Annotated in this window: 25 protein-coding genes; 12 read left to right on the plus strand and 13 right to left on the minus strand. The window is 72.2% G+C overall.

The features are described from left to right. The first annotated feature begins 15 nt into the window (after window positions 1–15). Window positions 16–690: a PhzF family phenazine biosynthesis protein gene (locus tag I2501_RS18570; RefSeq protein WP_196195201.1), complete on the plus strand. Its 675-nt coding sequence runs from the start codon at window positions 16–18 to the stop codon at window positions 688–690. Here the strand turns inward: I2501_RS18570 and I2501_RS18575 are convergent. Continuing rightward, window positions 682–1614, minus strand: a complete 933-nt coding sequence (locus I2501_RS18575) for a TIGR02452 family protein (RefSeq protein ID WP_196195202.1) — start codon at window positions 1612–1614, stop codon at window positions 682–684. The genes I2501_RS18570 and I2501_RS18575 overlap by 9 nt on opposite strands. Before the next feature lie 128 nt (window positions 1615–1742). Between I2501_RS18575 and I2501_RS18580 the strand changes: the two genes are divergently transcribed. Together I2501_RS18580 and I2501_RS18585 are read left to right on the plus strand one after the other, a co-directional pair. Continuing rightward, entirely contained in the window at window positions 1743–2345 is a 603-nt protein-coding gene (locus I2501_RS18580; RefSeq protein ID WP_196195203.1) for a histidine phosphatase family protein, read from the plus strand. Window positions 2346–2467: 122 nt separating this feature from the next. Continuing rightward, complete coding sequence (locus I2501_RS18585) at window positions 2468–4543, plus strand: FUSC family protein (protein ID WP_196195204.1); 2076 nt, start codon at window positions 2468–2470, stop codon at window positions 4541–4543. 222 nt (window positions 4544–4765) lie between these two features. Here the strand turns inward: I2501_RS18585 and metG are convergent, their stop codons facing one another. The 3 genes from metG to I2501_RS18600 form a co-directional block, all read right to left on the minus strand. Beyond that, complete coding sequence (metG, locus tag I2501_RS18590; protein WP_196195205.1) at window positions 4766–6301, minus strand: methionine--tRNA ligase; 1536 nt, start codon at window positions 6299–6301, stop codon at window positions 4766–4768. A gap of 190 nt (window positions 6302–6491) precedes the next feature. Further along, window positions 6492–6725 (minus strand): hypothetical protein, encoded by a 234-nt coding sequence (locus tag I2501_RS18595; protein ID WP_196195206.1) that lies wholly within the window; start codon window positions 6723–6725, stop codon window positions 6492–6494. 186 nt (window positions 6726–6911) lie between these two features. Beyond that, complete coding sequence (locus I2501_RS18600) at window positions 6912–8153, minus strand: acyl-CoA dehydrogenase family protein (protein ID WP_196195207.1); 1242 nt, start codon at window positions 8151–8153, stop codon at window positions 6912–6914. A 103-nt stretch (window positions 8154–8256) separates the two neighbouring features. Here I2501_RS18600 and I2501_RS18605 point away from each other — a divergent pair, with 103 nt between their 5' ends. Further along, entirely contained in the window at window positions 8257–8880 is a 624-nt protein-coding gene (locus I2501_RS18605; protein WP_196195208.1) for a TetR family transcriptional regulator, read from the plus strand. 33 nt (window positions 8881–8913) lie between these two features. Here the strand turns inward: I2501_RS18605 and I2501_RS40630 are convergent, their stop codons facing one another. Further along, window positions 8914–9828: a GNAT family N-acetyltransferase gene (locus tag I2501_RS40630; RefSeq protein ID WP_196195209.1), complete on the minus strand. Its 915-nt coding sequence runs from the start codon at window positions 9826–9828 to the stop codon at window positions 8914–8916. A gap of 18 nt (window positions 9829–9846) precedes the next feature. Beyond that, window positions 9847–10398, minus strand: coding sequence for a peptide deformylase (gene def / locus I2501_RS18615; protein ID WP_196195210.1), 552 nt, complete (start codon window positions 10396–10398; stop codon window positions 9847–9849). A 205-nt stretch (window positions 10399–10603) separates the two neighbouring features. Here def and I2501_RS18620 point away from each other — a divergent pair, with 205 nt between their 5' ends. From I2501_RS18620 to I2501_RS18640, 5 genes are all read left to right on the plus strand, one after another. Beyond that, window positions 10604–11860, plus strand: a complete 1257-nt coding sequence (locus I2501_RS18620; protein ID WP_196195211.1) for a MurT ligase domain-containing protein — start codon at window positions 10604–10606, stop codon at window positions 11858–11860. A 34-nt stretch (window positions 11861–11894) separates the two neighbouring features. Then, entirely contained in the window at window positions 11895–12626 is a 732-nt protein-coding gene (locus I2501_RS18625) for a type 1 glutamine amidotransferase (RefSeq protein ID WP_196195212.1), read from the plus strand. A 208-nt stretch (window positions 12627–12834) separates the two neighbouring features. Next, entirely contained in the window at window positions 12835–13860 is a 1026-nt protein-coding gene (locus I2501_RS18630; RefSeq protein ID WP_196195213.1) for a 6-phosphofructokinase, read from the plus strand. Window positions 13861–13965: 105 nt separating this feature from the next. Continuing rightward, window positions 13966–14964: a 2-hydroxyacid dehydrogenase gene (locus tag I2501_RS18635; RefSeq protein ID WP_196195214.1), complete on the plus strand. Its 999-nt coding sequence runs from the start codon at window positions 13966–13968 to the stop codon at window positions 14962–14964. Between the two features lie 83 nt (window positions 14965–15047). Continuing rightward, window positions 15048–16013 carry a cytochrome c oxidase assembly protein gene (locus I2501_RS18640; RefSeq protein WP_236046633.1) on the plus strand — a complete coding sequence of 322 codons (966 nt, stop codon included), beginning with the start codon at window positions 15048–15050 and terminating at the stop codon, window positions 16011–16013. 27 nt (window positions 16014–16040) lie between these two features. Here I2501_RS18640 and I2501_RS18645 read toward each other — a convergent pair whose 3' ends face one another. The 4 genes from I2501_RS18645 to I2501_RS18660 all read right to left on the minus strand — a co-directional run bounded on the left by I2501_RS18645 (window position 16041) and on the right by I2501_RS18660 (window position 18845). Then, the gene (locus tag I2501_RS18645; RefSeq protein ID WP_196195215.1) at window positions 16041–16268 is read right to left on the minus strand and encodes a hypothetical protein; all 228 of its coding nucleotides are present in this window, start codon (window positions 16266–16268) and stop codon (window positions 16041–16043) included. Window positions 16269–16333: 65 nt separating this feature from the next. Beyond that, window positions 16334–16960 carry a DUF1707 SHOCT-like domain-containing protein gene (locus I2501_RS18650; RefSeq protein WP_328806453.1) on the minus strand — a complete coding sequence of 209 codons (627 nt, stop codon included), beginning with the start codon at window positions 16958–16960 and terminating at the stop codon, window positions 16334–16336. A gap of 205 nt (window positions 16961–17165) precedes the next feature. After that, window positions 17166–18518 (minus strand): SAM-dependent methyltransferase, encoded by a 1353-nt coding sequence (locus tag I2501_RS18655; protein WP_328806454.1) that lies wholly within the window; start codon window positions 18516–18518, stop codon window positions 17166–17168. 9 nt (window positions 18519–18527) lie between these two features. Next, window positions 18528–18845, minus strand: coding sequence for a type II toxin-antitoxin system Phd/YefM family antitoxin (locus I2501_RS18660; protein WP_196195216.1), 318 nt, complete (start codon window positions 18843–18845; stop codon window positions 18528–18530). Between the two features lie 96 nt (window positions 18846–18941). On the opposite strand from I2501_RS18660, the gene I2501_RS18665 reads away from it, so the two are divergent. Both I2501_RS18665 and I2501_RS18670 read left to right on the plus strand, forming a co-directional pair. Next, complete coding sequence (locus I2501_RS18665; protein ID WP_196195217.1) at window positions 18942–19517, plus strand: ATP-dependent Clp protease proteolytic subunit; 576 nt, start codon at window positions 18942–18944, stop codon at window positions 19515–19517. A 426-nt stretch (window positions 19518–19943) separates the two neighbouring features. Continuing rightward, a complete protein-coding gene (locus I2501_RS18670) occupies window positions 19944–20426 on the plus strand; it encodes a C40 family peptidase (protein ID WP_196195218.1) in 483 nt (160 codons plus the stop codon). A 12-nt stretch (window positions 20427–20438) separates the two neighbouring features. Here the strand turns inward: I2501_RS18670 and I2501_RS18675 are convergent, their stop codons facing one another. From I2501_RS18675 to I2501_RS18685, 3 genes are all read right to left on the minus strand, one after another. Next, complete coding sequence (locus I2501_RS18675; protein ID WP_236046635.1) at window positions 20439–21461, minus strand: Gfo/Idh/MocA family protein; 1023 nt, start codon at window positions 21459–21461, stop codon at window positions 20439–20441. 43 nt (window positions 21462–21504) lie between these two features. After that, window positions 21505–22674, minus strand: coding sequence for an 8-amino-7-oxononanoate synthase (locus I2501_RS18680; protein WP_196195219.1), 1170 nt, complete (start codon window positions 22672–22674; stop codon window positions 21505–21507). 110 nt (window positions 22675–22784) lie between these two features. Then, the gene (locus tag I2501_RS18685) at window positions 22785–23570 is read right to left on the minus strand and encodes a hypothetical protein (RefSeq protein WP_196195220.1); all 786 of its coding nucleotides are present in this window, start codon (window positions 23568–23570) and stop codon (window positions 22785–22787) included. Window positions 23571–23846: 276 nt separating this feature from the next. On the opposite strand from I2501_RS18685, the gene bioB reads away from it, so the two are divergent. Beyond that, window positions 23847–24911, plus strand: coding sequence for a biotin synthase BioB (bioB, locus tag I2501_RS18690; protein WP_196195221.1), 1065 nt, complete (start codon window positions 23847–23849; stop codon window positions 24909–24911). Window positions 24912–24913 lie beyond the last annotated feature (2 nt).

The raw sequence follows: 24913 nt of genomic DNA on the forward strand, positions 1-24913 counted from the left end.
GCAGAATGGGCACTCATGACGAACCTTCACGTCGTACGCGTGTTCTGCGGTCCCGACGGTCACGGCGGCAGCCCGCTCGGAGTGATGCTGGACGGCGCCGCGATCCCCGAGCGGACCGAGCGTCAGCGCGTCGCCGCCAAGCTCGGGTTCTCCGAGACCGTCTTCGTCGACGACGCCGCGAGCGGCCTTGTGGACATCTACACGCCCAGCGTCCGGCTGCCGTTCGCCGGCTACCCGCTCGTCGGGACCGGCTGGCTGCTGCGTCAGGAGGGCCTCGGCGGGGAACTGCTGCGCCCGGAGGCCGGGGACGTACCGGCGTGGCAGGACGGGGAGTTCAGCTGGATCTCCGGCCGCGCCGAGTGGGTCGCCGGCAAGCGGACGCAGCGGTACGGGAGCCCGGCGGAGGTCGACGCCCTGGAGGTCCCGCCGCCCGGGGCCGGCTGGCTCTACGCCTGGGCGTGGCAGGACGAGAGCGCCGGGGCCGTCCGCGCCCGGGGCTTCCCCGGACGCGGGGACGGCGTCGACGAGGACGAAGCGACCGGCGCTGCCGCCGTCGTGCTGACCGGCGAGCAAGGCCGGGCACTGGACATCCGCCAGGGCGTCGCCTCCCGGATCCGGACCCGGCCGCTCCCCGAGGGCTTCATCGCCGTCGGCGGGCGGGTCGTGACCCACGAGCTGCGCTCACTCTGACGTCGCGCCCAGGCCCGCGAAGACCTCCGCGAACGCGGCCCGGTTGGGCGACGGCTCGGCCCGGTCCCAGACGGCGAAGACGACGCGGTCGAAGGTGTCGGCGAACGCTGCTCCCGGCCGCAGCCAGGCGCGGAACGCCTCGGCCACCTCGCGCGGGTCGTTGCGGAAGACGCCGCACCCCCAGGCGCCGAGCACCAGATCACGCACGCCCTCGCCCGCCGCCACGCCCAGCACCCGCCCGGCGCGGCGCGTCAGCGTCTCGCCGATCCGGGACAGGATCCGGGCGCGGGCCTCCGGGTCGCGGCCGTCGCGGCGCAGCAGCGCGCCCGCGTTCGGCGCGGGGCAGGTGAGGAAGGAGACAGCGCAGGGCTGCGCCAGCAGCTCACCCCGTTCGCCCCGGTGCACGGGCACCGCCGGGGACCAGATCAGCCGGTCGCTGTAGAGCAGGTCGTCCGAGGCCCGGTGGGCGTCGTAGTACTCCGGGGCGGTCAACAGGCAGGGGTGGAGCAGGGACTGACGGCAGAGATCCTCCTCCTGCGCCCGGGCGCCGCCCAGGTATCCGCCACCGACGTTCCGCGCGGACGCGAAGTTCAGCACCGCGACCGAGCCGTCACGCCTGCCACCACCCCGGCCGTCCCGACCGCCCCCGCCGTCCCGCCCGCCGGCGGCCGCGGCTGACGCGACCAGGCGGCGCGCCGCCTGCAGGCTCCCCTCCGCCGTGACCTCGAACGCCGTACAGGCTCCGGCTTCGGCCCCGCCCCTCGGCGCGGGCAGCACCGCGTCGGGCGCGACGCACCGGGTCCCGGCCACGGCCGCCGCCAGCGCCTCCGCGATCCGGACCTCGGTGCCGTCCTCGGCCCGGTAACCCCCGGCCTCGGCGATGGACTGGTTCTGTGCGGCGACATTCCGCAGGCGACTGCTCACGTCCGGGCACGGTAGGCCAGGTCGGGAGGGCGCGGCGAGCGATTTACCGCCGCGACCCGCTAGCGTGACGATGAGCGGACGATCCGACCGTTCACCTCTTGAGCAGCCCCGAGCAGTGGAGAGCGGCGATGAGCGACCTGATCCTGGTACGCCACGGCGAGACCGAGTGGAGCCTGTCGGGCCGGCACACCAGCTGGACCGACCTGCCGCTCACCGCGAACGGCGAGGCGCAGGCCCGTGCGCTGGCGCCGCTGCTGGGCGAGCACAAGATCGCGGTGACGCTGGTCAGCCCGATGACCCGCGCCCAGGACACGGCCAAGCTGGCCGGTCTGGACAATGTGTGCGTCGACCCGGACCTGCACGAGTGGGACTACGGCGCGTACGAGGGCGTCACCACCCGCGAGATCCACCGCACCCGGCCGACGTGGAACCTCTGGACGGACGGCGTGGCCCCCGGCCCCGAGGAACACCCGGGCGAGACGCCGGAGGAGGTGGGCGTCCGCGCCGACCGCGTGATCGCCCGGATCGAGGCGGCTCTCGAGAACAGCACCGGCGGCGACGCGGTCCTGGTCGCGCACGCGCACTTCCTGCGGGTGCTGACGGCGCGGCGGCTCGGGCTGCCGCCCGCGGACGGGGCGCTGTTCCAGCTGGCCACGGGCACGATCAGCCGTCTCAGCACCGAGCACGGCCGCCCGGTCGTCGCGACCTGGAACGAGCACCCGCGCGGGTAGTCCCGGCTGCGGCCGGCCTGACGGACAGCGCCGGCCTGACGGACAGCCAGGTCGCCGCACGAGCGAACGGCGTCCGTCCGCTCCCTGATCAAACTGATCAAACTGCACTAATCTGGCCAGCGATGATCCCGCCACCGCCGCAGCAGGCCACCAGGTCCTCCTCCTGGTACCGCTCGATCAAGTCGACCACCCGGTCCGGGCTCCGCGTCGAGCGGGCGACCGGTGCGCCGCTCGCCGCACTGCGGGGCGCGCTGGGTGTGGCGATCGCGCTCTTCGGCGCGCTCGCGGTGAGCACCCCGGCGATCGCGACCTCGGCCGCGCTCGGCGCGCAGCTGGCCGGGATGGCGACCTTCCAGCGCAGCTACCGTCCGCGGGCATGGCTGGCGCTGGCGACCGCGCTGGGACTGTCGCTGAGCACCTTCGTCGGCTACGTCGTCTCGCCGTGGCCGCCGCTCTTCCTTGCGGTGCTGGCGCTGTGGGCCTTCGGCGCGGGCATGGCCTGGGTCGGCGGCCAGACCGCGGGCATCCTGGCGTCGATGACGGTCACGGTGATGCTGGTCATCGTCACCCTGCCGACCACGGTCCTCGAAGCCGCGCAGCACGCCGCGGTGATCGCCGGCGGCGGCGCGATCCAGGCGCTGCTGGTGGTGGTCTGGCCGGTCAACCGCTGGGGCGCGCACCGTGAGGCGCTGGCCGAGGCCTGCGCCTCCATGGCCGACTACGCCCGGCGGTTGCGGCACGACCCGTTCGCGCCGTTCGACCCGGACCCGCTCATGGTCGCCCGCGAGGCCGCCCAGGTCACGCCCGGTCAGGCCCGCAACCGGCCGTCCGAACTCACCGGCGTCCGCTCGCTGGTGGAGCGGATGCGCCCGGCGCTGGCCGCCCTGGCCGACCCCCGCGTCGGCGCCGCCGAGGAGGGCCGCGAGCGCGACCGCGCCCGGGAACTGCTCGCGGCGGCGGCCGAGATCCTGGACATGGCCGCCCGCTCGATCCGCACCGGCAAACCGGCGCCGATCCCCGAACACGCCTACCGCGCCCTGGCCCTGCCGGATGACGGCCCGGTGCTCAGCGGCATCGCCAAGCACACCGCGCTGCGGCTGATCGGCCTGCTGGCCGAGATCCACGACGCCCTCGACGCGCAGGACGACGAGGCCCAGCCCCGCTACCTGCCCCGTCCGGGCCTGCGCGAGCTTGTCCCCCACACCGCCCGCGCGATCCGGCGCAACTGGACCTGGAGCTCGCCGGTCCTGCGCCACGCGGTGCGCACCGCCGTGGTGGTGACGCTGGCCGAGGGCGTCGGCCGGGTGCTGCCCTTCGGCCACAGCTACTGGGCCGCGATGACCGCGATGATGGTCATGCGTCCTGACTTCTCGCAGACCTACAGCCGCGGTGTGGCCCGCCTGGTCGGCACGGTCGTCGGCGTCGGCGTCGCCTCGGCGGTCATGGTCGCGGCCAAGCCGGCCCCCTGGGTCTGCGGCCTGCTCGCGGTCTGCGCGGTCGGCTTCGCGTATCTGACGATCCGCAGCGGCTACATGGCTCTGAGCACGCTGATCACGCTCTACATCGTCTTCCTGCTGTCGATGGACGGCCTGGTGCTGTCCCACACGGTGGAGCAGCGGGTCAGCATGACGCTGGTCGGCGGCGCGCTGGCGCTGGCCGCTTACGCGATCTGGCCCACCTGGCAGACCCTCCGCCTGCCCGACCGGCTCGCCGAGCACATCGCCGCGGCGGGCCGCTACGCGGCGGCGACGCTCCACGCCTACGGCGAGCCGTCGGCCGCGTCCCGACGCGCGATGCGCGAGGCCCTCCTCGACCTGCGCGGCGCGCGGGCCGCGATGATAGCGACGGACGCCTCCGCGGCGAGCGAGCCCGTCCGGCACCGGGGCCTGCGCCCCTCCCAGGTCGCCGACGCGCGCGCGGCGGTCGCCGCGATCAGCCGCGCCGCCATGCTGATCGAGGCTCACACCCCCACGGCGACGGCGCCCGTCCCGGGCGCCCTCTCCTTCGCCACGACGGTCCGCGCCGCCCTCACCGGCGCGGCGGACGCGGTCCGCGACGGCGAACCGGCGCAACTCTCCGGCGTCGAACCCGCGTACGCGGACTGGTCCGCGGCAAACGACGGCACCCCACCGGAACTGCTCCGCGACGCCTCGATCCTGACCGAGGCCATCGGCGGCCTGGAGGACGCGCTGGGCTGACACAGTCAGTTGCAAGCTTTGGGGGCGCGAGGAACTGCGCGAGAAACCACTGATGAGCGGATGGCCCTGCGCGTTCGGTGCTCTACCTGCGTGGGTGGCTTGTCGCGCAGTTCCCCGCGCCCCTGATGGTGCAACCACAGGCGGCAGCAAAGCACCCGCATGTCGCGCCCACGCGGCGGAGCCGCACATCAGCAGAGCCCCGCGCCCCTGAGGTGCTGCACCTCATCCGCCCAAACGGGCAAACAGCGGCTCCGACTTCGGCAGTCTGCCGTCAACCGGCGTGCAGCGCACGACGATCCGTTGCGCCGCGTCCGGCAGGAACGGGCGCAGTTGTTCGCCGACCTCGCGGCACGCCGCGACCAACGCGGCCAAGGACGCGTCCAACCGCGGGTCCGCGTCCGCGTGTTCCGCCTTGGCCAGTTCCCACGGCCGCGTGCGGTCGATGCAGCGGTTGGCCTCCTCGACCAGGGTCCAGACCGCGGCCGCCGCCGCGCGGTAGTCGAAGGCGTCGAGCGCCGCGTCCACCCGGCCCGCCGCCCGCGCGCAGACCGCGCGTAGCTCGGAGGTCGCGGTGGTGCTCACCGTGGCGGTCGGGACGACGCCGTCCCGGTAGCGGTGGACCATGGTGACCACCCGGTGGACCAGGTTGCCGAAGCCACCGGCCAGGTCCGCGTCCGCGCGGGCGATCAGCCGCTCCTCGGTGAAGTCCGCGTCGCCGACGCGCGGCACCTCGCGCAGCAGCCACCACCGCACCGCGTCCGTCCCGAAGCGCGACACCAGCTCCGCCGGGTCCACCGACGCGGCCGGTCCCGACGCACAGGTGCCGGCAGCGGATTTGCTGATCTTGCGCCCGGACACCGTCAGGTAGTCGTGCACCAACACCCTTGTCGGCAGCGGCAGTCCGGCCGACAGCAGCATCGCGGGCCAGTACACGGCGTGGAACCGCAGCACGCCCTTGCCGACCAGGTGCACCCGCTCACCGTCGCCCGCCCACCACGTCCGGTAGGCCTCCGCGTCCGTCTCGCTGCCGCCGAGGCCCAGGCTGGTGACGTAGTTGCCGAGCGCGTCCCACCAGACGTAGACCACCTGCTCCTCGTCCCCGGGCACGGGGATCCCCCAGCCCCGTGCGCGGGCGCGGCTGCGGGAGACGGAGAAGTCGCGCAGGCCGGAGTCGATCAGCGCCAGCACCTCGTTGCGGCGCGACTCGGGCTCGATCCGCAGCCGCCCGCTCGTGATCAGTTCGCGCAGCTGCTCCTGGTAACGCGAGAGGCGGAAGAACCAGTTCTCCTCGCTGACCTGCTGCGGCTCGGTCCCGTGGTCGGGACAGCGGCCGTCCTCGGTGAGCTCGGATTCCGCGAAGAAGGCCTCGCAGCCGACACAGTAAAGGCCGACATATTCCTTGCGGTAGAAATCCCCGGCCTCGGCGCACCGTCGCCACAGGTATTCGACGCCGACCCGGTGCCTCGGGTCCCTGCTGGTCCGGATGAAATCGTCGAAGGAAAGCGCGAGCGGCGCGGCGAGCTCCGCGAAGGCTGCCGCGTTGCGGTCGACCAGGTCCTGGACGTCGACGCCTTCGTTCTCGGCGGCGAGCACGTTCTTCAGCGAGTTCTCGTCGGTCCCGCTGAGGAAGCGGACCGCGCCCCCGCGCGTGCGGCGATGCCGGGCCAGCACGTCCGCCTGCACGAGCTCCAGCGCGAAGCCGAGGTGCGGGCGCGCGTTGACGTAGGGGATGGTGGTGGTGACGTAGTAGGTGCTCATCAGGCTCTCCAGCGCTCCGGTGGCTCACCGGGTCTCGGGCGGGAGGGGCCTGTGGCGGACATGCGAGAGGCCCCTGGTGACGGGGCCTCGGTAACGCGCGCGTGCGTTCGCGTCTCAGCAGCCCCTGGAGGGGCCCATCATTCGGAAGCTGGGCGCGTCGATCATGGCTGGAGAGTAGCAGAGGCGACGGTCAGAGGTGGCCGCGCACGTAGCGGCCCAGCTCCGTCGCCCACTGCGCGTACTCCGCGCGCATCGAGGCGTCGCCACCGCAGAGCTTGGCGACCTGGGCGTCGGTGATCCGGTCGGCGCCGTCGGACGCCAGCAGCTGGGCCATCCGGTCCATGGTGTCGGCGAGACGCTCCGCGTCGTGGTGGCTCAGCATGACCAGTCGCTCGGTGCGGCCGATGGTGGTGGAACCCGGCATGACTGCCTCCTCGGGTCGGTCCCCCACCCACGGTAGGCCTTTTCGACAGGCGGGCAAGTTGCACGTCAGGGGCACGGGAAACCACCCTGTGCGGATGGCCCTGCTCGTTCGGCAGATCACCTACGTGGGTGGCTTGTCGCGCAGTTCCCCGCGCCCCTGAGGTGCAACTGAGCCGTCTGCCTACGGCTACCGGATCGGCATCCCGGACAGCGTCCGCGCAATAACGAGCCGCTGGATCTCGCTCGTCCCCTCGAAGATGGTGTAGATCGCCGCGTCGCGGTGCATCCGCTCCACCGGGTACTCCCGGGTGAAGCCGTTGCCGCCGAAGATCTGGATCGCCTGGCCGGTGACCCACTTCGCCGTCTCACCGGCGTACAGCTTGGACATCGAGCCCTCGGCCGCCGTGAACGGCTGGCCCGTCGCCGCCATCCAGGAGGCACGCCAGACCAGCATGCGCGCGGCGTCGATGCGGGTGCGCATGTCGGCGATGGTGAAGGCGATGCCCTGGTTGTCGATGATCGGGCGGCCGAACTGCTCGCGGGTCTTCGCGTACTCCAGGGACTCCTCGTACGCGGCGCGGGCCAGGCCGACCGCCTGGGCGCCGACGGCCGGGCGGGAGGCCTCGAACGTGGCCATCGCCGCGTTCTTGACCTGCTCGACCTTCTCGCCGCGGGCGATCGCCGCCGCGCGCTCCCGGGCGCGGGCCATGCGCTCGTCCAGCTTGTCCTTGCCGCCGAGCAGGCAGTCGCCGGCGACGCGGACGTTGTCGAGGACGACCTCGGCGGTGTGCGAGGCGCGGATGCCGTGCTTCTTGAACTTCTGGCCCTGGCTCAGGCCCTTGGTGCCCGGCGGGATGATGAAGGACGCCTGGCCGCGCGCGCCGAGCTCCGGGTCGACGACCGCGACGACGACGTGGACGTGGGCGATGCCGCCGTTGGTCGCCCAGGTCTTGGTGCCGTTGATGACCCACTCGTCGGTGGCCTCGTCGTAGACGGCGCGGGTGCGCATGGCGGCGACGTCGGAGCCGGCGTCGGGCTCGGAGGAGCAGAACGCGGCCAGCTTGGGCTCGTCCGGGGTGCCGAACATCTCCGGCGCCCAGAGACCGACCTGCTCGGGCGTACCGTTGGTGACGACGCCCGCAGCGGCCAGCGCGCTGCCGGTGATGGCGAGGCCGATGCCGGCGTCACCCCAGAAGAGCTCCTCCATGGCGATCGGGATGCCGAGGCCGGTCGGGTCGAACTGCTGCTGGGCGAAGAAGTCGAGCGAGTAGATGCCGACCTTGGCGGCCTCCTGGATGATCGGCCAGGGAGTTTCCTCCCGCTCGTCCCACTCGGCCGCGGCCGGGCGGATGACGTCCCGGGCGAAGCCGTGCAGCCAGTCGCGGACGGCGATCTGGTCGTCGTTGAGTGCGAGGTTGAAGGCCGTCATCTGTGTCTCCCCGGGCGCGTTGCGCTTACTCGATTTCCCGTCCAGGTGTTACCGTCGGTAACACGCTCAAAGTTTGTTACTACGTAGTAAGGAATGTCAAGGCATGGGGACCGAGGCCGACGCCCGCGACGAGAGGCGCACGGCGCTGCTCGACGCCGCCGACCGGGTGGTGCGCCGCGAGGGGCCGCGCGCGAGCATGAACGCGATCGCGGCCGAGGCGGGAATCACCAAGCCGATCCTGTACCGGCACTTCGGCGACAAGAACGGGCTCTACCGCGCACTGGCCGACCGGCACTCGGCCGCGCTGCTCGCCCATATCCGGGACGCGCTGGCCGCGCCGCTGGAACGGCGGGAGCGGGTGGAGAACGTGCTCGACACCTACCTCGCCGCGATCGAGTCCGCGCCGCAGGTCTACCGGTTCCTCGCCCACCCCGACCCGGCCTCGGACGGGCTCTCCCCCGCCGGGCCGCTGGCGCCGACGCTGCGGGCGATCGCGGCCGAGCTGAGCCGTGCGATCGCGACGCAGGTGGACCTCGGGCCCTCGAGCGACGTCATGGCGGAGGCGTGGGGCCAGGCGATCACCGGCATGGTGCTGGCCGGGGGCGACTGGTGGCTGGAGCACCAGCCCTTCCCCAGGCAGCGGATGGTGCAGACCCTGGCCGACCTGCTCTGGGGCCGCCTCGCCGCCGCCGGAGACAACCCGGGCGCGACCAAGATCGCGGACTGAACGCACCTGTCCGTGGCCGCGACTGACCCGCCGTCAGCGGACGGGCTGTGGGACTCTCCCCATGGCCTTCGGCCGGGAGGCACCCCCGGGCAGGCGCAGTCGCCGCGAGCTGCCGCTGTAGGCGAAGCCGGTCCGCTCGTAGACCCGTCGGGCCGGGTTGCCCTCGGTCACCTCCAGCCGCAGCGTGGGCAGGCCCGCCTGCGCGGTGCGCGCGAGGGCGCGCCGGAGCAGTGACGCGCCCAGCCCCGGAGGCGCGTGCTCGGGGTCGCGGAAGATGTCCACCACGCCGGGCCCGTCACCCGCGAGGCAGCTGCTGCGCTGCGCCACCAGCACCGCGGCCACCGGCCGTCCGCCGGGCGCGAGCGCGACCGCGCTGCCGTCCAGCAGCTCACCGAAGAGCCGCCCTTGGACCATCGACGCGAACCACTCCGGATCACCGGCCGGGTGGTCCGGATGGCCCGGCGGGTAGGCGCGTCGGTGCAGCCGGAAGAGTCGACGGCCGCCCACCTCGCCGGGCGCGGCCAGCGTCAGACCGTGCGGGAGCTCCGGGTCGTGCCAGCGCGGGTCCGGGCGCGTCAGCGCGAAGTCCCAGAGGTAGTGGTGGGCGTGGCGTCCGAACGCCTCGGCGGAACGGTGCAGCAGCTCGGCGAAGTCGGTCTCGGCCGTGGCCACCCGGACGTCCAGCGTCCAGCCGGCCAGCACCTGGCCGACCACCCGCGCCGCATGGGCGAGGTCGGAGCAGCGGGGACGCAGGTCGTCAGCCCACCAGAAGCCGCCTCCGTCGCCGCCCCCGTCGTCGGCCCGGCCGTCAACCCCGCCATCAACCGCGCCGTCAGCCCCGTCGTCGATCCCGCCGCTGGTCACGGCGACCCGGACGAAGTCGGCCACGACCTGGCCCCACTCGTCCTGGACGGCCGTCCGCCCTGGTTCCGCCTGCCACCGGGTCACTTGGGTCCGTTCCGCCAGTCAGACGCCGTCGGCGGGCAGGTACCAGGGCGCGCGACGGATCGCGCGGCGTGCGAGGAACGCGCGCAGTCCGGTCAGCTCCTGGACGAACACGCCGCCGTCCAGATGCGCCGACTCGTGCTGGAGGCAGCGGGCGAAGAAGCCGGTGCCCTCGATCTCGACCGGCGCGCCCGTCAGGTCCTGGCCCCGGATCACGGCGCGGTCGTAGCGCGGGGTCTGCGCCCGCAGTCCGGGCAGCGAGAGGCAGCCCTCCTCGCCGGCCACGACCACCCCGTCCGCCTCCACCAGCACCGGGTTGACGACGTGTCCCACATGGCGGACGTCCTCGTCGTCGGGGCAGTCGTAGACGAAGACCCGCTTCCCGACCCCGATCTGATTGGCCGCCAGGCCCACGCCGTCCGCCGCGTACATGGTCGCGAACATGTCCTCGACCAGGCGTGTCAGCTCCCGGTCGAAGACCTCGACGGGCGCACACGGCTCACGGAGCACCGCCGAGGCCCAGGGGGTGACGGGATGCACGGTGCCGGCACTGCCGGGAATGCGGGAGAGCATGGGACGACTTTAAGCGGATGCTCCGCCGCGCCTGTGCACGGGGCCGTCGGGGCGGAGGTCCGCTCGGGCGGCGCACAGTTCGCAGGCGGATCAGATGACCGGGAACCGGACGGAGATGGACGCTGCCCGCAGCGGAAGGGATCCGCCCGGTAGGCTACGGAAAGCCTCGCCGTCCCGCAGGCAGACCGCAGGAGGAAGCACACCGATGTCCGCGCAACCCGATTCGGCCGTGCCGTCGGCCTCGCTGAACGCTCGCGCCAAGCTCGCCGTCACCGCCGGAAAGGCCGCAGCGGCCGTGTCACGCGCGGCGGGACGCGGAAGTGGCTCGGTGATCGGCGGAAAGGTCGCGCTCCGGGTGGACCCGGAACTGCTGAGCCGTCTGTCCGAGAACCTCGACGTGGTGCTGGTCTCCGCGACCAACGGCAAGACCACCACCACCCGTCTGATCGCCGAGGCGCTGCGCGCCGCCGGGCCGGTCGTCTCCAACGCGCTCGGCGCCAACATGCCGGCCGGCATCACCTCCGCCCTGGCGGACGGCGAGGACGCGCGGTTCGGCGTCATCGAGGTGGACGAGAAGTACCTGGCCATGGTCGCCCGGGACACGCACCCGAAGGCCATCGCCCTGCTCAACCTCTCCCGCGACCAGCTCGACCGCTCGTCCGAGACGCGCATGCTGGCCGAGAAGTGGCGCGAGGGCCTGGCCGGGTCCGAGGCCGTGATCATCGCCAACGCCGACGACCCGCTGGTCACCTGGGCCGCCTCGTCCTGCCGCCGGGTGATCTGGGTGGCGGCGGGTCAGGCCTACCGCGAGGACGCCTGGTCCTGCCCGAGCTGTGGCGGCGTCATGCAGCGCCCGGACGAGGAGTGGTTCTGCCCGTCCTGCGGTTTCCGCCGCCCGCAGCCGCACTGGGCGCTCCAGGGCGAGTTCGTGGTCGACCCGCAGGGCTCGCCGTGGCCGATCCGGCTCCAGCTGCCGGGCCGCGCCAACCTGTCGAACGCCGCCTCCACCGCGGCCGTCGCCTCGGTCTTCGGCGTGCACCCGCAGGTCGCGCTGCAGCGGATGGAGTCGGTCACGGCCGTCGCGGGCCGCTACGAGTCGGTCATGGTGGCCGGACGCGAGGTGCGCCTGCTGCTCGCCAAGAACCCGGCGGGCTGGCTGGAGACCTTCACGCTGATCGACCCGGCGCCCGCGCCGGTGGTGCTCTCCGTCAACGCGCTCTCCGCGGACGGCACCGACACCTCCTGGCTGTGGGACGTCGACTACGAGCGGCTGGTCGGCCACCCGGTCTTCGTGATGGGCCAGCGCAGGCTGGACCTCGCGGTCCGGCTGGAGGTCGCCGGTGTGCAGTTCCAGGTGGTGGACTCGATCCAGCAGGCCGTGGCGATGGCGCCCGCCGGCCGGATCGAGGCGATCGCCAACTACACCGCCTTCCAGCAGCTCCGCCGCGACGTGCAGAACTGACCGCCGGCACCGAGAAAGCAAGGACCTTCCCGCCATGAGTGAAAGCGCCCTTCGGCTGGTCTGGATCTACCCCGACCTGCTCTCCACCTACGGCGACCGCGGCAACGTGCTCGTCGTCGAGCGCCGGGCCCGGCAGCGCGGCCTGCAGGTGGAGCGGATCGACGTCCGCTCCGACCAGCAGGTGCCGACCAGCGGTGACATCTACCTGATCGGCGGCGGCGAGGACCGCCCGCAGCGGCTCGCCGGTGAGCGGATCCGGCAGGACCCGGGTCTGCACCGCGCGGTCGAGAACGGCGCCATCGTCTTCGGCGTCTGCGCCGGCTTCCAGATCCTGGGCCACGAGTTCGTCGACGACCGGGGCCAGCGGACGGCGGGCCTGGGCCTGCTGGACGTGTGGAGCACCCGGGGCGAGAGCCACCGCAACGTCGGCGACATCCTCGCCGAGCCCGACCCGCGCCTCGGCCTGCCGACGATGACAGGCTTCGAGAACCACCAGGGCATCACCCATCTGGGCCAGGGCGTCTCCCCACTGGCTCGGGTCACCGTCGGCGGCGGCAACGGGACCGGCGACGGCACCGAGGGCGCCTGGCGGGACACCGTCTTCGGCACCTACCTGCACGGCCCGGTCATGGCCCGCAACCCGGCCGTGGCGGACCTGCTGATCAAGCTCGCGCTCGACGTGAGCGCCCTGCCCCCGGCGGACAACACCTGGTACGACGCGCTGCGCTCCGAGCGCATCAGCGCCGCCCAGCAGCAGACGGCCTGATCGCGCGCGGCCCTCTCCGGGCCGCGCGCTCAGCTCGTCCAGTCCTCCAACTGAATCACCGTTCCACTCCGCTCCCCCCACGCAGGGCGCCGACGGCGCCGCCCTGGCGACCGAGCCGGCCTGACCGGGAGTCGCTGCTCGGTATCATCGCGATAGGGTGAATTTGTCCGATTCCGGTCGCCGCGCTCTGCTCGGGAGTAGCTGAACAATGCGTATTGGTGTGCTGACCAGTGGCGGGGACTGCCCCGGTCTGAACGCCGTGATCCGGTCGGTGGTCCACCGCGGAGTGGTGGACCACGGGGACGAGATCATCGGCTTTGTCGACGGCTGGCGGGGCCTCCTCGAGGAGGACTACCAGGAGCTGACGCTGGAGTCCGTCTCCGGCATCCTGGCCCAGGGTGGGACCATCCTGGGCTCGACCCGCGTCCAACCGTCCAAGCTCCGCGGCGGCGTCGACGCCGCCCTGGAGATGTGCCAGCGGCTCGGCCTCGACGGCATCATCCCGATCGGCGGTGAGGGCACGCTGAAGGCGGCGCGCCTGCTCTCCGACGCGGGCCTGCCGATCGTGGGCGTGCCGAAGACCATCGACAACGACATCGCCTGCACCGACGTCACCTTCGGCTTCGACACCGCCGTCTCGGTGGCCACCGAGGCTCTCGACCGCCTCAAGACCACGGCCGAGTCGCACCAGCGGGTCATGGTCGTGGAGTTGATGGGGCGTCACACCGGCTGGATCGCCCTCAACGCGGGCATGGCGGCCGGCGCCCACGCCATCGTGGTGCCCGAGCGGCCCTTCGATATCGGCAAGCTCACCGAGGTCGTCCGCGAACGCTTCGAGCGCGGCAAGAAGTTCGCGATCGTGGTGGTCGCGGAGGGTGCCAAGCCCGAGCCCGGCAGCATGCCGTGGCAGGAGGGCACCATCGACATCTACGGGCACGAGCGCTTCACCGGCGTCGCCACCCAGCTGTCCGGCGAGCTCGAGCACCGGCTGGGCAAGGAGGCCCGCCCGGTCATCCTCGGCCACATCCAGCGCGGCGGTACGCCGACCGCCTACGACCGGATCCTCGCCACCCGCTTCGGCTGGCACGCGGTCGAGGCAGTGCACAAGGGCGCGTTCGGTCACCTGACCGCGCTGCAGGGGACCAACATCAACCTGGTCCCGCTCGCCGACGCGGTCGCGGATCTGAAGACCGTGCCGGCCGAGCGCTACGCCGAGGCCGAGACCGTCATCTGACGCTGCGCCGGCTGCCCGACGATCCGCCACCGAGTGCGTCCGCTCGGTGGCGGATCGTCGGCGGACCGCCGAGCAGTGCCTGAAATGTCCGGTTAGCGTGGCCGCATGGAGATCCTTGCCTACGGCGTGCAGGCCGACGAGAAACCCCTGCTGGAAGCCGCGTTCGCAGGTCGGCACGAGGTCCGCTGCCTGGAGGTCTTCCTCAACGCGGACACCGCGCCACTTGCGGCCGAGCACGAGATCGTCAGCACCAGCGTCAACGCCCAGCTCGACGCCACCACCCTGCGGATCCTCGCCAAGGGCGGCACCAGGATGATCGCCCAGCGGTCGACCGGCTTCAACAACATCGACCTGGACGTGGCCGGCGAACTCGGCTTCACCATCAGCCGGGTCTCCTTCTACTCCCCCTACGCGGTCGCCGAGTTCGCCTGGACGCTGGCGCTGGCCGTCAACCGCAGGATCGTCCGGGCGGCCGGACGGACCCGCGAGTTCGACTTCCGGCTGGACGGCCTTATGGGCCTGGACGTCCACGGCATGACCGTCGGCGTGATCGGCACCGGCAAGATCGGCGAGTGCTTCGCCCGGATCGCCCACGGCTTCGGCACCCGGCTGCTCGGGTGGGACATCGCCGAGAACCCGGTCTGCCGCGACCAGCTCGGCATGGAGTACGCCTCGCTGGATCGGCTGCTGGCCGAGTCGGACGTCGTCTCGCTTCACGTCCCGCTGCTGGCCGACACCCACCACCTGATCGACGAGACCGCGCTCGGCCGGATGAAGCCGTCCGCGATCCTGATCAACAGCAGCCGCGGCGGGCTGGTCGACTCGCGCGCCCTGGTCGAGGCGCTCCGCGCCGGGCGGCTGCGCGGCGTCGGGCTGGACGTCTACGAGGAGGAGACCGGCCTCTTCTTCTTCGACAAGTCGCTGGAGGGTGTGACCGACGACACCCTTGCCCGGCTGATGACGTTCCCTCAGGTGTTGGTGACGTCCCATCAGGCCTACTTCACCTCGACGGCGGTCGGCCAGATCATCGCGACCACCGTCGCCAACGTCGACGACTACCTGGCCGGGCGGCGTTCGGAGAACACGCTGGTGCCCAAAAGCTGACCCGGGTGCAGAAGGACAAAACGGTCGGTTCTACTCTGGTGCGGTAGCTGTGCGTACCAGGACAAGGGAAGCGGGAACCGCCGATGGGCAGCATGCCGGGCATGCCGGGGATGGACCAGGAGCTTCCCCCCTTCACCTTCGGCCGGGCGCTCGCCTTCCACCCCTCCGCCGACTGGTACTTCCTGGTGGGCGCCCTGCTGTTGGCGGGCCTCTACCTCTTCGGCGTGGTCCGGCTCTGGCGGCGTGGCGACAAGTGGCCCGTGGGCCGCGTCGTCGCGTGGATGCTCGGCGTCGTCACCATGCTGCTCGTCACCTGCACCGGGCTGGCCCAGTACGGGATGGTGCTGCTCAGCGCACACATGATGCAGCACATGGTGCTGTCGATGCTGACGCCGATCCTGCTGCTGCTCGGCGGCCCGGTCACGCTGGCGCTGCGCACGCTGCGCCCGGCCGCCAAGGGCAGGCGCGGCCCGCGCGAGCTGCTCGTCGCCCTGCTGCACTCGCGGTACCTCAAGGTGGTCTCCCACCCCGCGTTCACCATTCCGCTCTTCATCGCCAGCCTATACGGGCTGTACTTCACGCCGATCTTCGACTACCTGATGAAGAGCACCTGGGGCCACCAGCTGATGATGGTCCACTTCCTCGCGGTCGGCCTGCTCTTCTTCTGGCCGATCATGGGCGTGGACCCCGGACCGCACCGCCCGGGCTACGTGATGCGGATCCTGGAGCTGTTCATGGGCATGCCGTTCCACGCCTTCTTCGGCGTGGCGGTGATGATGGCCTCCAACCTCCTGGTCACCACCTTCGCCCACCCGGCGGCATCGCTCGGCGTCAACCCGCTGAGCGACCAGCACCTGGCAGGCGGCCTGGCCTGGGCGTTCAGCGAGATCCCGTCGACGGTGGTGCTGATCGCGCTGACCTTCCAGTGGGCCAAGTCCGAGGAGCGCCAGTCGCGCCGCAAGGACCGGGCCGCCGACCGCAACGGCGACCAGGAGCTGGAGGCGTACAACGCGTACCTGGCCCGTCTGGGCCAGCGCCCGGCGGGCTGAGCCGCCGAGCGCCGGATCAGCCGCAGGTCAGGTGCCGGACATCATGCTGTCGTAGGGCACCTGGCGCAGGTAGAGCGCGCCGCAGGTGTGGCAGATCGGTTCCTTGGTGTGCGCCCAGCCGGCGTCGGTCATGATCGCCGCGTCCTCGCGGAGCTCACGGCCGCAGAGCGCCGTCAGCGCACCGTCCTTCATCATGTGCCAGGCCTTGATCGTTCCGCTGCCCGCGTACTCGGCCCGCATTCCGTAGACGTTCATGGGCGAACCTCCTGCTACTCCTGGTGACGTCGGCCCATCACGTCAAGGATGCTGCGGCGTCGCACTCAGCGCCACTCCCGCCACGCATGGCCACCGGCGCCGGACGCGGCCCTGGGACGGCGCACCCGGACCTGGCCGAGGAGGGCCCGGCCGGTGATCCGTATCGTCGGTCCGTCCGTCGGCGTCTCGTCCACCGCGCCGAGCGGCAGCACCCGTTTGGCGAAGAACGCGCCGCCCTCGTCGTAGACCCGGACGTGCGGCGGCAGGATGATCTCGATCAGCCCGCAGAGGGCGTCGGCCTCGATCACCACCTCGCGCCGGGTGAAGACCGCCTGGCGCAGGTCGATCACCAGCTTGCCCCAGCGGGCACGGGCCACGCTCGTGGGCGGCACCGGCCACTGGCCACCGCGCCGGACCTTGCTGAACAGCGCCGTCACCGGCCGGGCGCTCGGCGGCTCGACGGGCTGCAGCTCGGACGCGGAGACGGGCAGGTCGAGCGTGAGCGGGTGCAACTCGGCCAGCGTCCGCGCCGCGTAGGCGGCCTCCAGCCGCGACGCGTGCTCCTCCGGATCGAGGTGGCCGGTGGCCAGCGCGTCGGCGAGCACAGCGGCGACCCGGTCCCGGTCGACGTCCCCCGCGCGCAGGGCGGGCCCCTCGGCGACGGGGGCAGGGCGCAGCACAGGCTCATTCACGGCGGACACTCCCGACGACGGACCAACGACGACAGCAACACGATATGTCGCGACTGTGACGCGGTCAACGCGATTGCCCGAAGGAGTGACGAGTGCTCCGCTTCACGGGCCCTGCGCCAACGGGTTTGTGCCAAGGGGGCTGCTTCAGGGGACGCTGCCGCCGGCCCTTCAGTTCTGCGCCGTGCCGGTGAGGGCACACACGACGTCAGGCCTCGCCCGCCTCCCCCTCCTGGCGATTGGGCACATAGCCGAGGTCGATCGGCTCCGCGGGCGGACCGTCGCGGCGGAGCGCCTCCAGCAGGGCGACCAGTTGCGGCGGCCACAGCACCTCGCGCACCTCGGCGAGTTCGGCCGGGCTGAACCAGCGGCAGCGCAGGATGCCGTCGGCGGCGAAGGAGGCGGTCAGGTCGCCGACCGGGTCCCGGCGCGGGGCGTGGGCCAGGAAGATCACCTCGTGCTGGCGGACCAGGCCTTCGCGGCTGCGGTGGTAGTCGTGCTCCCAGGTCCAGAGCGCCGGGCCGGTGGTCACGTCGGTCCAGCCGGTCTCCTCCACCGTCTCGCGCAGGGCCCCGGCGAGCGGCTCCTCGCCCGGCTCCAGGCCGCCGCCGGGCAGCACCCAGTGCGGGCCGACCTCGGCGTCGTGGTGGAGTTGCAGGAAGACGTGGTCGTCCTGATCCAGGACGAGCAGGCGGGCGGCGGCTCGGCGGGGGCGTTCGCCCGGTGCGGGACGCTCGGCGACGAGGAAGCCGCCGCCGTAGGTCAGGCGGTCCGCGCCGTACCGGTCGGCGAGTTCGTCCTCGTGGATCTCGTGGACCAGCCAGCCGTGGCGCCGCAGCCACTGGGCGGCCTCCTCGCCGAGGCCGCCGCGCCAGAGCGAGGTCGCCGCGGCCATCGCGGGCTCACGGAGCGACAGCTCCAAGGTCCGCTGCAGATGGCGGCCCCGGTTCAGCGACAGGCGACTGCCGGGCGCGGAGAGCTTGCCCACCTGCTTCAGCAGCGCGGCGGCGTCGGCGGCCTCCAGATAGATCAGCAGGCCCTCGATCAGCCAGGCCGTGCGCGCCCCCGGGTCGAACCCGGCTGCGACCAGCGCGGCGGCCCAGTCCTCGCGCAGGTCGACGGTGAGGACGGTGCGTGACACCCGGGGCTCGGCCTGTTCGGCCGCGAGCACCCGCTCCTTGAAGGCCAGGGTGTCGGGCAGGTCGAGCTCGAAGAGCCGGACGCCGTCGGGCCAGTCCAACCGGAAGGCACGCGCGTCGAGCCCTGCCGCGAGCAGCACCACCTGGGTGCAGCCGCCCGTTCCGACCGCGTCCAGGAGGTAGTCGTCGAAGAACGCGGTGCGCAGCACAAGGTGCGCGCTCATCGCCCGCCGGGCCTCGCTCGGCTCGCCGCGCGGCACCTGCACGGACGCGGACGCAGCGGAGGCAGCGGCCGCGCGGACGAACGCGGCGGCGTACGGGTCGTCGAAGAGCCGGTCCGGACGCTTGCTCTCGTTGGCCCGCGCCATCGCGACGCCGAGCGCGGTCCGGCCTACACCCTGGGGCAGCTGATCATCGGTCACGCGTTCAATCTAGTGCGCACCACCGTCAGCCCGGCCCTGGTTCTCCTGGGCGGTGATCCCGAAGCGGCGCCGCGGGCGGGCGCCCTCCGTGAGCGGGCCGACCTCGTGGATCTCGCTGACGGCGCCCGACCACTCCGGCTCCTCGGGGGGCCGCGGGGCCTCCCGGCCGTCGAGCTCCTCCAGTCGCCGCAGGTCAGCGGCGGAGACCAGGGCGACCAGGGGTTTGCCGTGGCGGGTCATGACCACCCGCTCGCCGCCGTAGCCGACGCGGTTCACCAGCTCCGCGAAGGCGGCCCTGGCTTGTGTCACGGGGATCTCAGCAGGCATGCTCGAAGTCTAGCGTTCTGTACAGAACGTACATCCTCAGCGGACCTCATCCGGCACGCGATCCAGGACGAGATCCGGGACGAGCAGGAGGACGGAATGCCGACCGATCGACTCCGCGACCCCTTCCGCGAGCAACTGCTGGAACAACGGGTGGTCACCCTCACCGGGCCGCTCGACGACACCGCCTGCGCGGAGGCCGCCGCCGAACTGCTCCACCTCGACCGCGCCGACCCGGGCCGCGAGCTGAGCCTCTACCTGAATTCCTCCGGCGGAGCGCTCACGCCGCTGCTCGGGTTGGTCGACGTGGTCCGCTCACTCGCCTGCCCGGTGCAGACCGTCTGCCTGGGGCACGCCGAGCGGACCGCGGCCGTGCTGCTGGCCGTCGGCACGCCGGGCCGACGGGTCGTCATGCCGCAGGCCCGGCTCCTGCTCGCCCACCCGTCCCCCGAGACCGAACCGGACGGCCACCCGCTGGCAGCAGAGGAACTGATGCACCATGCGGACTCCTGGGAGCGCCGGCTCCGTGCCGTCGAGGCGCTCCTGGCCGAGGTGACCGGCACGAGCGTCGAGCGGGTGCGACACGACCTGGAACACGGCCTCGCCATGGGCGCGGAACAGGCCGTCGGATACGGACTGGCCGACACGATCGGCCGACGCCCGCCGAATGGATGAACCATTCCCGCGGCGTCCCGAATAAGCCCAGTTCATACGCGGTTCGAACGCGCCCGTAATCGTTTTCGACGCCCCGGATGCGAATACCTCTTCAGGCTCAAGAATTGCGCGGCAAACCCGCTGTGGTAAGAATCACAAACGCACGGCGGAACGTGAAGATCCCATAAAAACGTGCCAATACTGTCCGCCGAACGAACAAGTCCTCGCCACCGTGGCGGGGCGGTCCTGCCGGACGCCTAGTCTCGCCACCGGCCGGACGCCAGGTGCTCACACACACCTGACAGGCGAGAACGGGAGACCCAGGCAGTACGGGGTGGCGCAGGCAACGCCATCCCTCGGGGTGAAGCCGGGACGACGGCCGGGCAGCTTCTGGAGCCCGAACCCGACAGGGACGACTTTCGTAGGCGGTTCCGGAAGGACTTTCGCATGTCTGCGTCCTCTGGTTCTGCGCGCAACCATGCCAACCGGCTGAAGGCCGGATTCACCACGCTCGCCGCCACGGGAGCACTTCTCGGCGGGACCGCAGTGGTCGCGCCGTCGGCCAGCGCGGCCAATCTCACCATCGGCCTGCGGGCCCTGCACGTCGCCGAATCCGAGCACGGCGCCCCGTATCGCTGGGGAGCCACCGGACCTTACTCTTTCGACTGCTCGGGACTTACTTACTACGCGTTCAAACATGTCGGGAGAAAACTCCCCCGCACGGCGGAGCAGCAGTACAACCACGTGCACCACATCTCGTTCCGCCAGCTCCGACCGGGCGACCTGGTCTTCTTCCACGACGGCGACTACGTCTACCACGTGGGCATCTACGCCGGGCACTGGAAGATCTGGCACTCCCCGCACCCCGGCACCTACGTGAAGCTGGAGCACATCTGGACGCACTCGGTCTGGTTCGGCCGGGTGAACTGACCACACATCCGGTCAGCGGGCGGCCTGACGGCGGGCCTCGTCGAGAAGCTCCATCACCTCGATCGATGCCTGCCAGGGCATCAGCGGGCTCTCCTGCAGCCCGGCGCGCAGGCAGCGCATGACCTCCTCGGCCTCGTGGGTGAACCCGATGCCGTGGTATGGCACGTCGATCCGCTCGGCCGGCTGCTGCTCGTCGTTCCCACGCCGGAGCAGCAGGTGGTCCGGCCGGAAGAAGCCCGGCGGCAGCTCGATCCGGCCCTCGGTGCCGGTCACGGTGGCCCGGCACGGCGTGGCGGAGACGATCCCGCAGGTCAGAGCGGCCAGCGCGCCGTTGTCGTAGCCGAGCAGGACGCCGGTGTTGGCGTCGACGCCCTCGGGCGTCGGGCTGGACCAGGCCCGGACCTGGGCAGGCACGCCCAGCAGCAGGTGGGCCAGGCTGACCGGGTAGACGCCGAGGTCCAGCAGCGCGCCGCCGCCCAGCGCCGGGTCCCGCAGGCGGTGGCTCGGCTCGAACGGCCCGGCGATGCCGAAGTCGGCGTGGACGGTGCGGACTTCGCCGATCGCACCGTCACCGATCAGCTCGACCACCCGGCGGATCGCCGGGTTGAACCGCATCCACATGGCCTCCATCAGGAAGACCCCGCGACTGCGGGCCAGTTCGACCAGCGAGCGGGCCTGTGCGGCGTCCAGCGTGAGCGGCTTCTCGCAGAGGACGGCGCGGCCCGCGTCGAGGCAGAGCGCGGCGGCGTCGTGGTGGGCGCTGTGCGGCGTGGCCACGTAGACCACGTCGACGCGGTCGTCGGCGGCCAACTCCGCCCAGCTGCCGTACGCGTGCGGGATGCCATGGCGTGCGGCGAAGTCCTCGGCGGCGGCCTTCGTGCGCGAGGCGACCGCGAAGACCTCGGCGTCCGGCAGGAGTTGGAGGTCCGCGGTGAAGTCCCTGGCGATGGTCCCGGTGGCCAGGATGCCCCAGCGGATCTTCCCCTGGCGGTTCGGGCTGCCCGCGGTCCCGGTCATGGGTGTCTTTGCGGTCATGGGGTCATCCCATCATGACCGGGACGCCGGACGACAGGGCGCGTCAGCCGTCCCTCCGCGCGCCCTCGGGGGCGGTGCGCGAGAGCAGTGAGACGGCCCAGGAGATCTGATCGTCCGTCAGGTCACCGCGTGCCGTGAGGCGCAGCCGCGAGAAGCGGTCGGGCACGGACGGCGGGCGGAAGCAGCCGACGCCGAGGCCGAGGGCGCGCACTTCGGCAGCCCAGGCCACGGCCGTCTCCGGGGAGGGCGCGCGGACGGAGACGACGGCCGCGTCCGGCTCGCTGGACTCGAAACCCTCCGCACGCAGGGCGTCGGCCAGCAGGTGCGCCACCTCCCGGGCCCGGTCGGCACGTTCGGGCTCGGCGCGGAGCACGCGCAGCGCGCCCAAGGCGGCACCGGCGGCGGCCGGGGCGAGGCCGGTGTCGAAGATGAAGGTCCGCGCGGCCTGGACCAGGTGCTCGATCACCCGGCGCGGACCGAGGACCGCGCCGCCCTGCGAGGCCAGCGACTTGGAGAGGGTCACCGTGGTCACCACGTCCGGCGCGCCCGCCAGTCCGGCGGCAGCGACGGCCCCGGAGCCGCCCGCGCCGAGCACGCCCAGGCCGTGCGCGTCGTCGACCACCAGCGCCGCGCCGTGGTCGCGGCAGGCGGCGGCCAGCTCGGCCAGCGGCGCGGCGTCGCCGTCGACGGAGAAGACGGAGTCGCTGACCGCGATCGCCCGGGTCTCGCTCCGGCTGGCCAGCTCGGCACGGAACGCACCGGGGTCCTTGTGCGCGGCGCGGGCGATCCGGGCCCGGGAGAGGCGGCAACCGTCGATCAGCGACGCGTGGTTGAGCGCGTCGGAGACGATCAGCGCCTCGGGGCCGGTCAGCGCGGTGAGCGCGGCCAGGTTGGCGGTGTAGCCGGAGGAGAAGACGAGCGCCGCCTCCGCGCCACAGAACTCGGCGAGTTCGCGCTCCAGCTCGGCGTGCAGCTCGGTCGTCCCGGTCACCAGCCGGGAGCCGGTCGCACCGCCGCCCCAGCGCCGGGCAGCCTCGGCCGCGGCGTCGGTGACCCGGGGGTCGAGGGTGAGGCCGAGGTAGTCGTTGCTCGCCAGGTCGAGCAGACCGCTGTCCGCGGGGCGCGGTCGCAGCGTGCGCACCAGACCGGCCCGCTGCCGGGTCTCGGCGGCGGCGTCGATCCACGCGAAGGGGTCAGCGGTGGCGAGGGTCATGGGCCGACCTTGTCAGGCGCGCGCCGCGCAGGACAACTCGGAGTTGTTGCGACATTGATCACCACGGCCGGGCAGAGGGTGGTGCGGGTGAGCGGCAGGCGGAGCGGCCCTCACTCGTCCCACATGACCGAGTTCGCGGTCTGCGCGGTCAGGTACCAGGTCGGGGTGACCAGGTCGGCGGTGGCGCCGGTCGCCTGCGTCGCGTAGGCGGATTGGACAACCGTGACAAAACGCCCGACCTGGGAGACCTTCCGCTGCACGGCGGCCAGCGGCGCCGTCACCCCCGGAACGGCGTTGCCGGGTTGACGCATCCCCACCGACGCCGGTGCGTCGGCGAGCTCGGACTGCGCCCGGCTCGCCGCGTTCTCGTCGGCGAAGGTGAAGAGGGTGACCTGCGACAACACCGAATGGTCGGTGCTCAGGTAATCCGCTGTGAGATAACCCTCACACGAGGTGACGACGGCACCCGGCACGGTCGGAGCCATGACGCCCAGGCAGGACGCGGCGCTGCCCAGCGCGTAGCGGGTCTCCTGGTAGGCGCTGAGGTTGGTGGCGCTCACGGGCACGTTCACCGTGACCGGGGCCATGGTCGCCGCGTCCGGCAGGTTGCCCTGCGGCGCGGTCGCTCCGCCGGTGTCACCCGGCGCGGCCGCGCCGACGCTGTCCTGGGAGACCTCGGTCGAACCGGCCCCTGCGGCGGCCGAGGAGGCGCCCGTGTAGTGGACCTCCGCCCAGGTCGCTATGCCCGCCGACACGACCAGCAGGCCGATCAGCGCCGCCCTGCGCGAGCCGCGACGCGGCCGGGACCCAGGCCCGGCGGCATGCGCGGGCGCGGCGTGCACGGGCCGCGACTCTGCTTCCCGAGGGTCGGCAGCCGACTCTCCCCTGGTCGTCATGCGAGAGAGTGTAGGGGGTCACACTCCCGTGCGAACCAGCCGGGTGATCAGCGCAGACACCGAATTCACAGGCCACTGACAGGCTTTCGCGCCGTGCTCACAGGTCGCACCTGATCCCTTCACATCGTGCACACCACACCTGGGCGCGTCGGTGCGCAAAGTGGACGAGTCGGGTCCGAGTCGGTTGATCTATGACAACACGACCAGCGTTGTGTGAGATGTTCTATGCGGTTCCGTACTGGCGGCGGCGGATCACCGCAGGGCAGGATCGCCCTCATGGATCTGCTCGACTCTCTTGTCGCCAAGGCGCTCAACCGCGAACTGCCCACTCGCGAGGAGGCCCTGGCCGTTCTCACCACCACCGACGACGAACTCCTCGACGTCGTCGCCGCGGCCGGTCGCGTCCGCCGGGCCTTCTTCGGCCGCCGGGTGAAGCTCAACTACCTGGTGAACCTCAAGAGCGGACTCTGCCCCGAGGACTGCTCCTACTGCTCCCAGCGGCTGGGCTCGAAGGCCGAGATCCTCAAGTACACCTGGCTCAAGCCGGGTGACGCCGCCGCCGCGGCCAAGGCCGGCGTGGCGGGCGGCGCCAAGCGCGTCTGCCTGGTGGCCAGCGGTCGCGGCCCGACGGACAAGGACGTGGACCGCGTCGCCGACACCATCGCGGCGATCAAGGAGGAGAACGAGCAGGTCGAGATCTGCGCCTGCCTCGGCCTCCTCTCCGACGGCCAGGCGGAGCGGCTGCGCGACGCCGGTGTCCACGCCTACAACCACAACCTGAACACGTCCGAGGGCACCTACGAGGACATCTGCTCGACGCACGACTTCTCGGACCGCGTCGACACCGTGCAGAAGGCGCAGTCCGCCGGTCTGTCCGCCTGCTCGGGCCTGATCGCGGGCATGGGCGAGAGCGACGCGGACCTGGTCGACGTCGTCTACGCGCTGCGCGACCTGGACTCGGACTCGGTTCCGGTCAACTTCCTGATCCCGTTCGAGGGCACCCCGCTGGCCAAGGAGTGGAACCTCACCCCGCAGCGCTGCCTGCGCATCCTGGCGATGGTCCGGTTCGTCTTCCCGGACAAGGAGGTCCGCATCGCGGGCGGCCGTGAGGTCCACCTGCGCTCGATGCAGCCGCTGGCCCTCAACCTGGCCAACTCGATCTTCCTGGGCGACTACCTGACCAGCGAGGGCCAGGCCGGCCAGGCCGACCTGGAGATGCTGGCCGACGGCGGCTGGGTCGTCGAGGGCCAGGACGAGGCGACGCTGCCGCGCGACCGCGAGCACGCCGACGTGGCCGTCCGCCGTCGCGGCGCCGGCACGGACCTGCCGCCCAACGCCTGATG

Source organism: Streptacidiphilus fuscans (genome assembly GCF_015690355.1).
Taxonomy (GTDB): domain Bacteria; phylum Actinomycetota; class Actinomycetes; order Streptomycetales; family Streptomycetaceae; genus Streptacidiphilus; species Streptacidiphilus fuscans.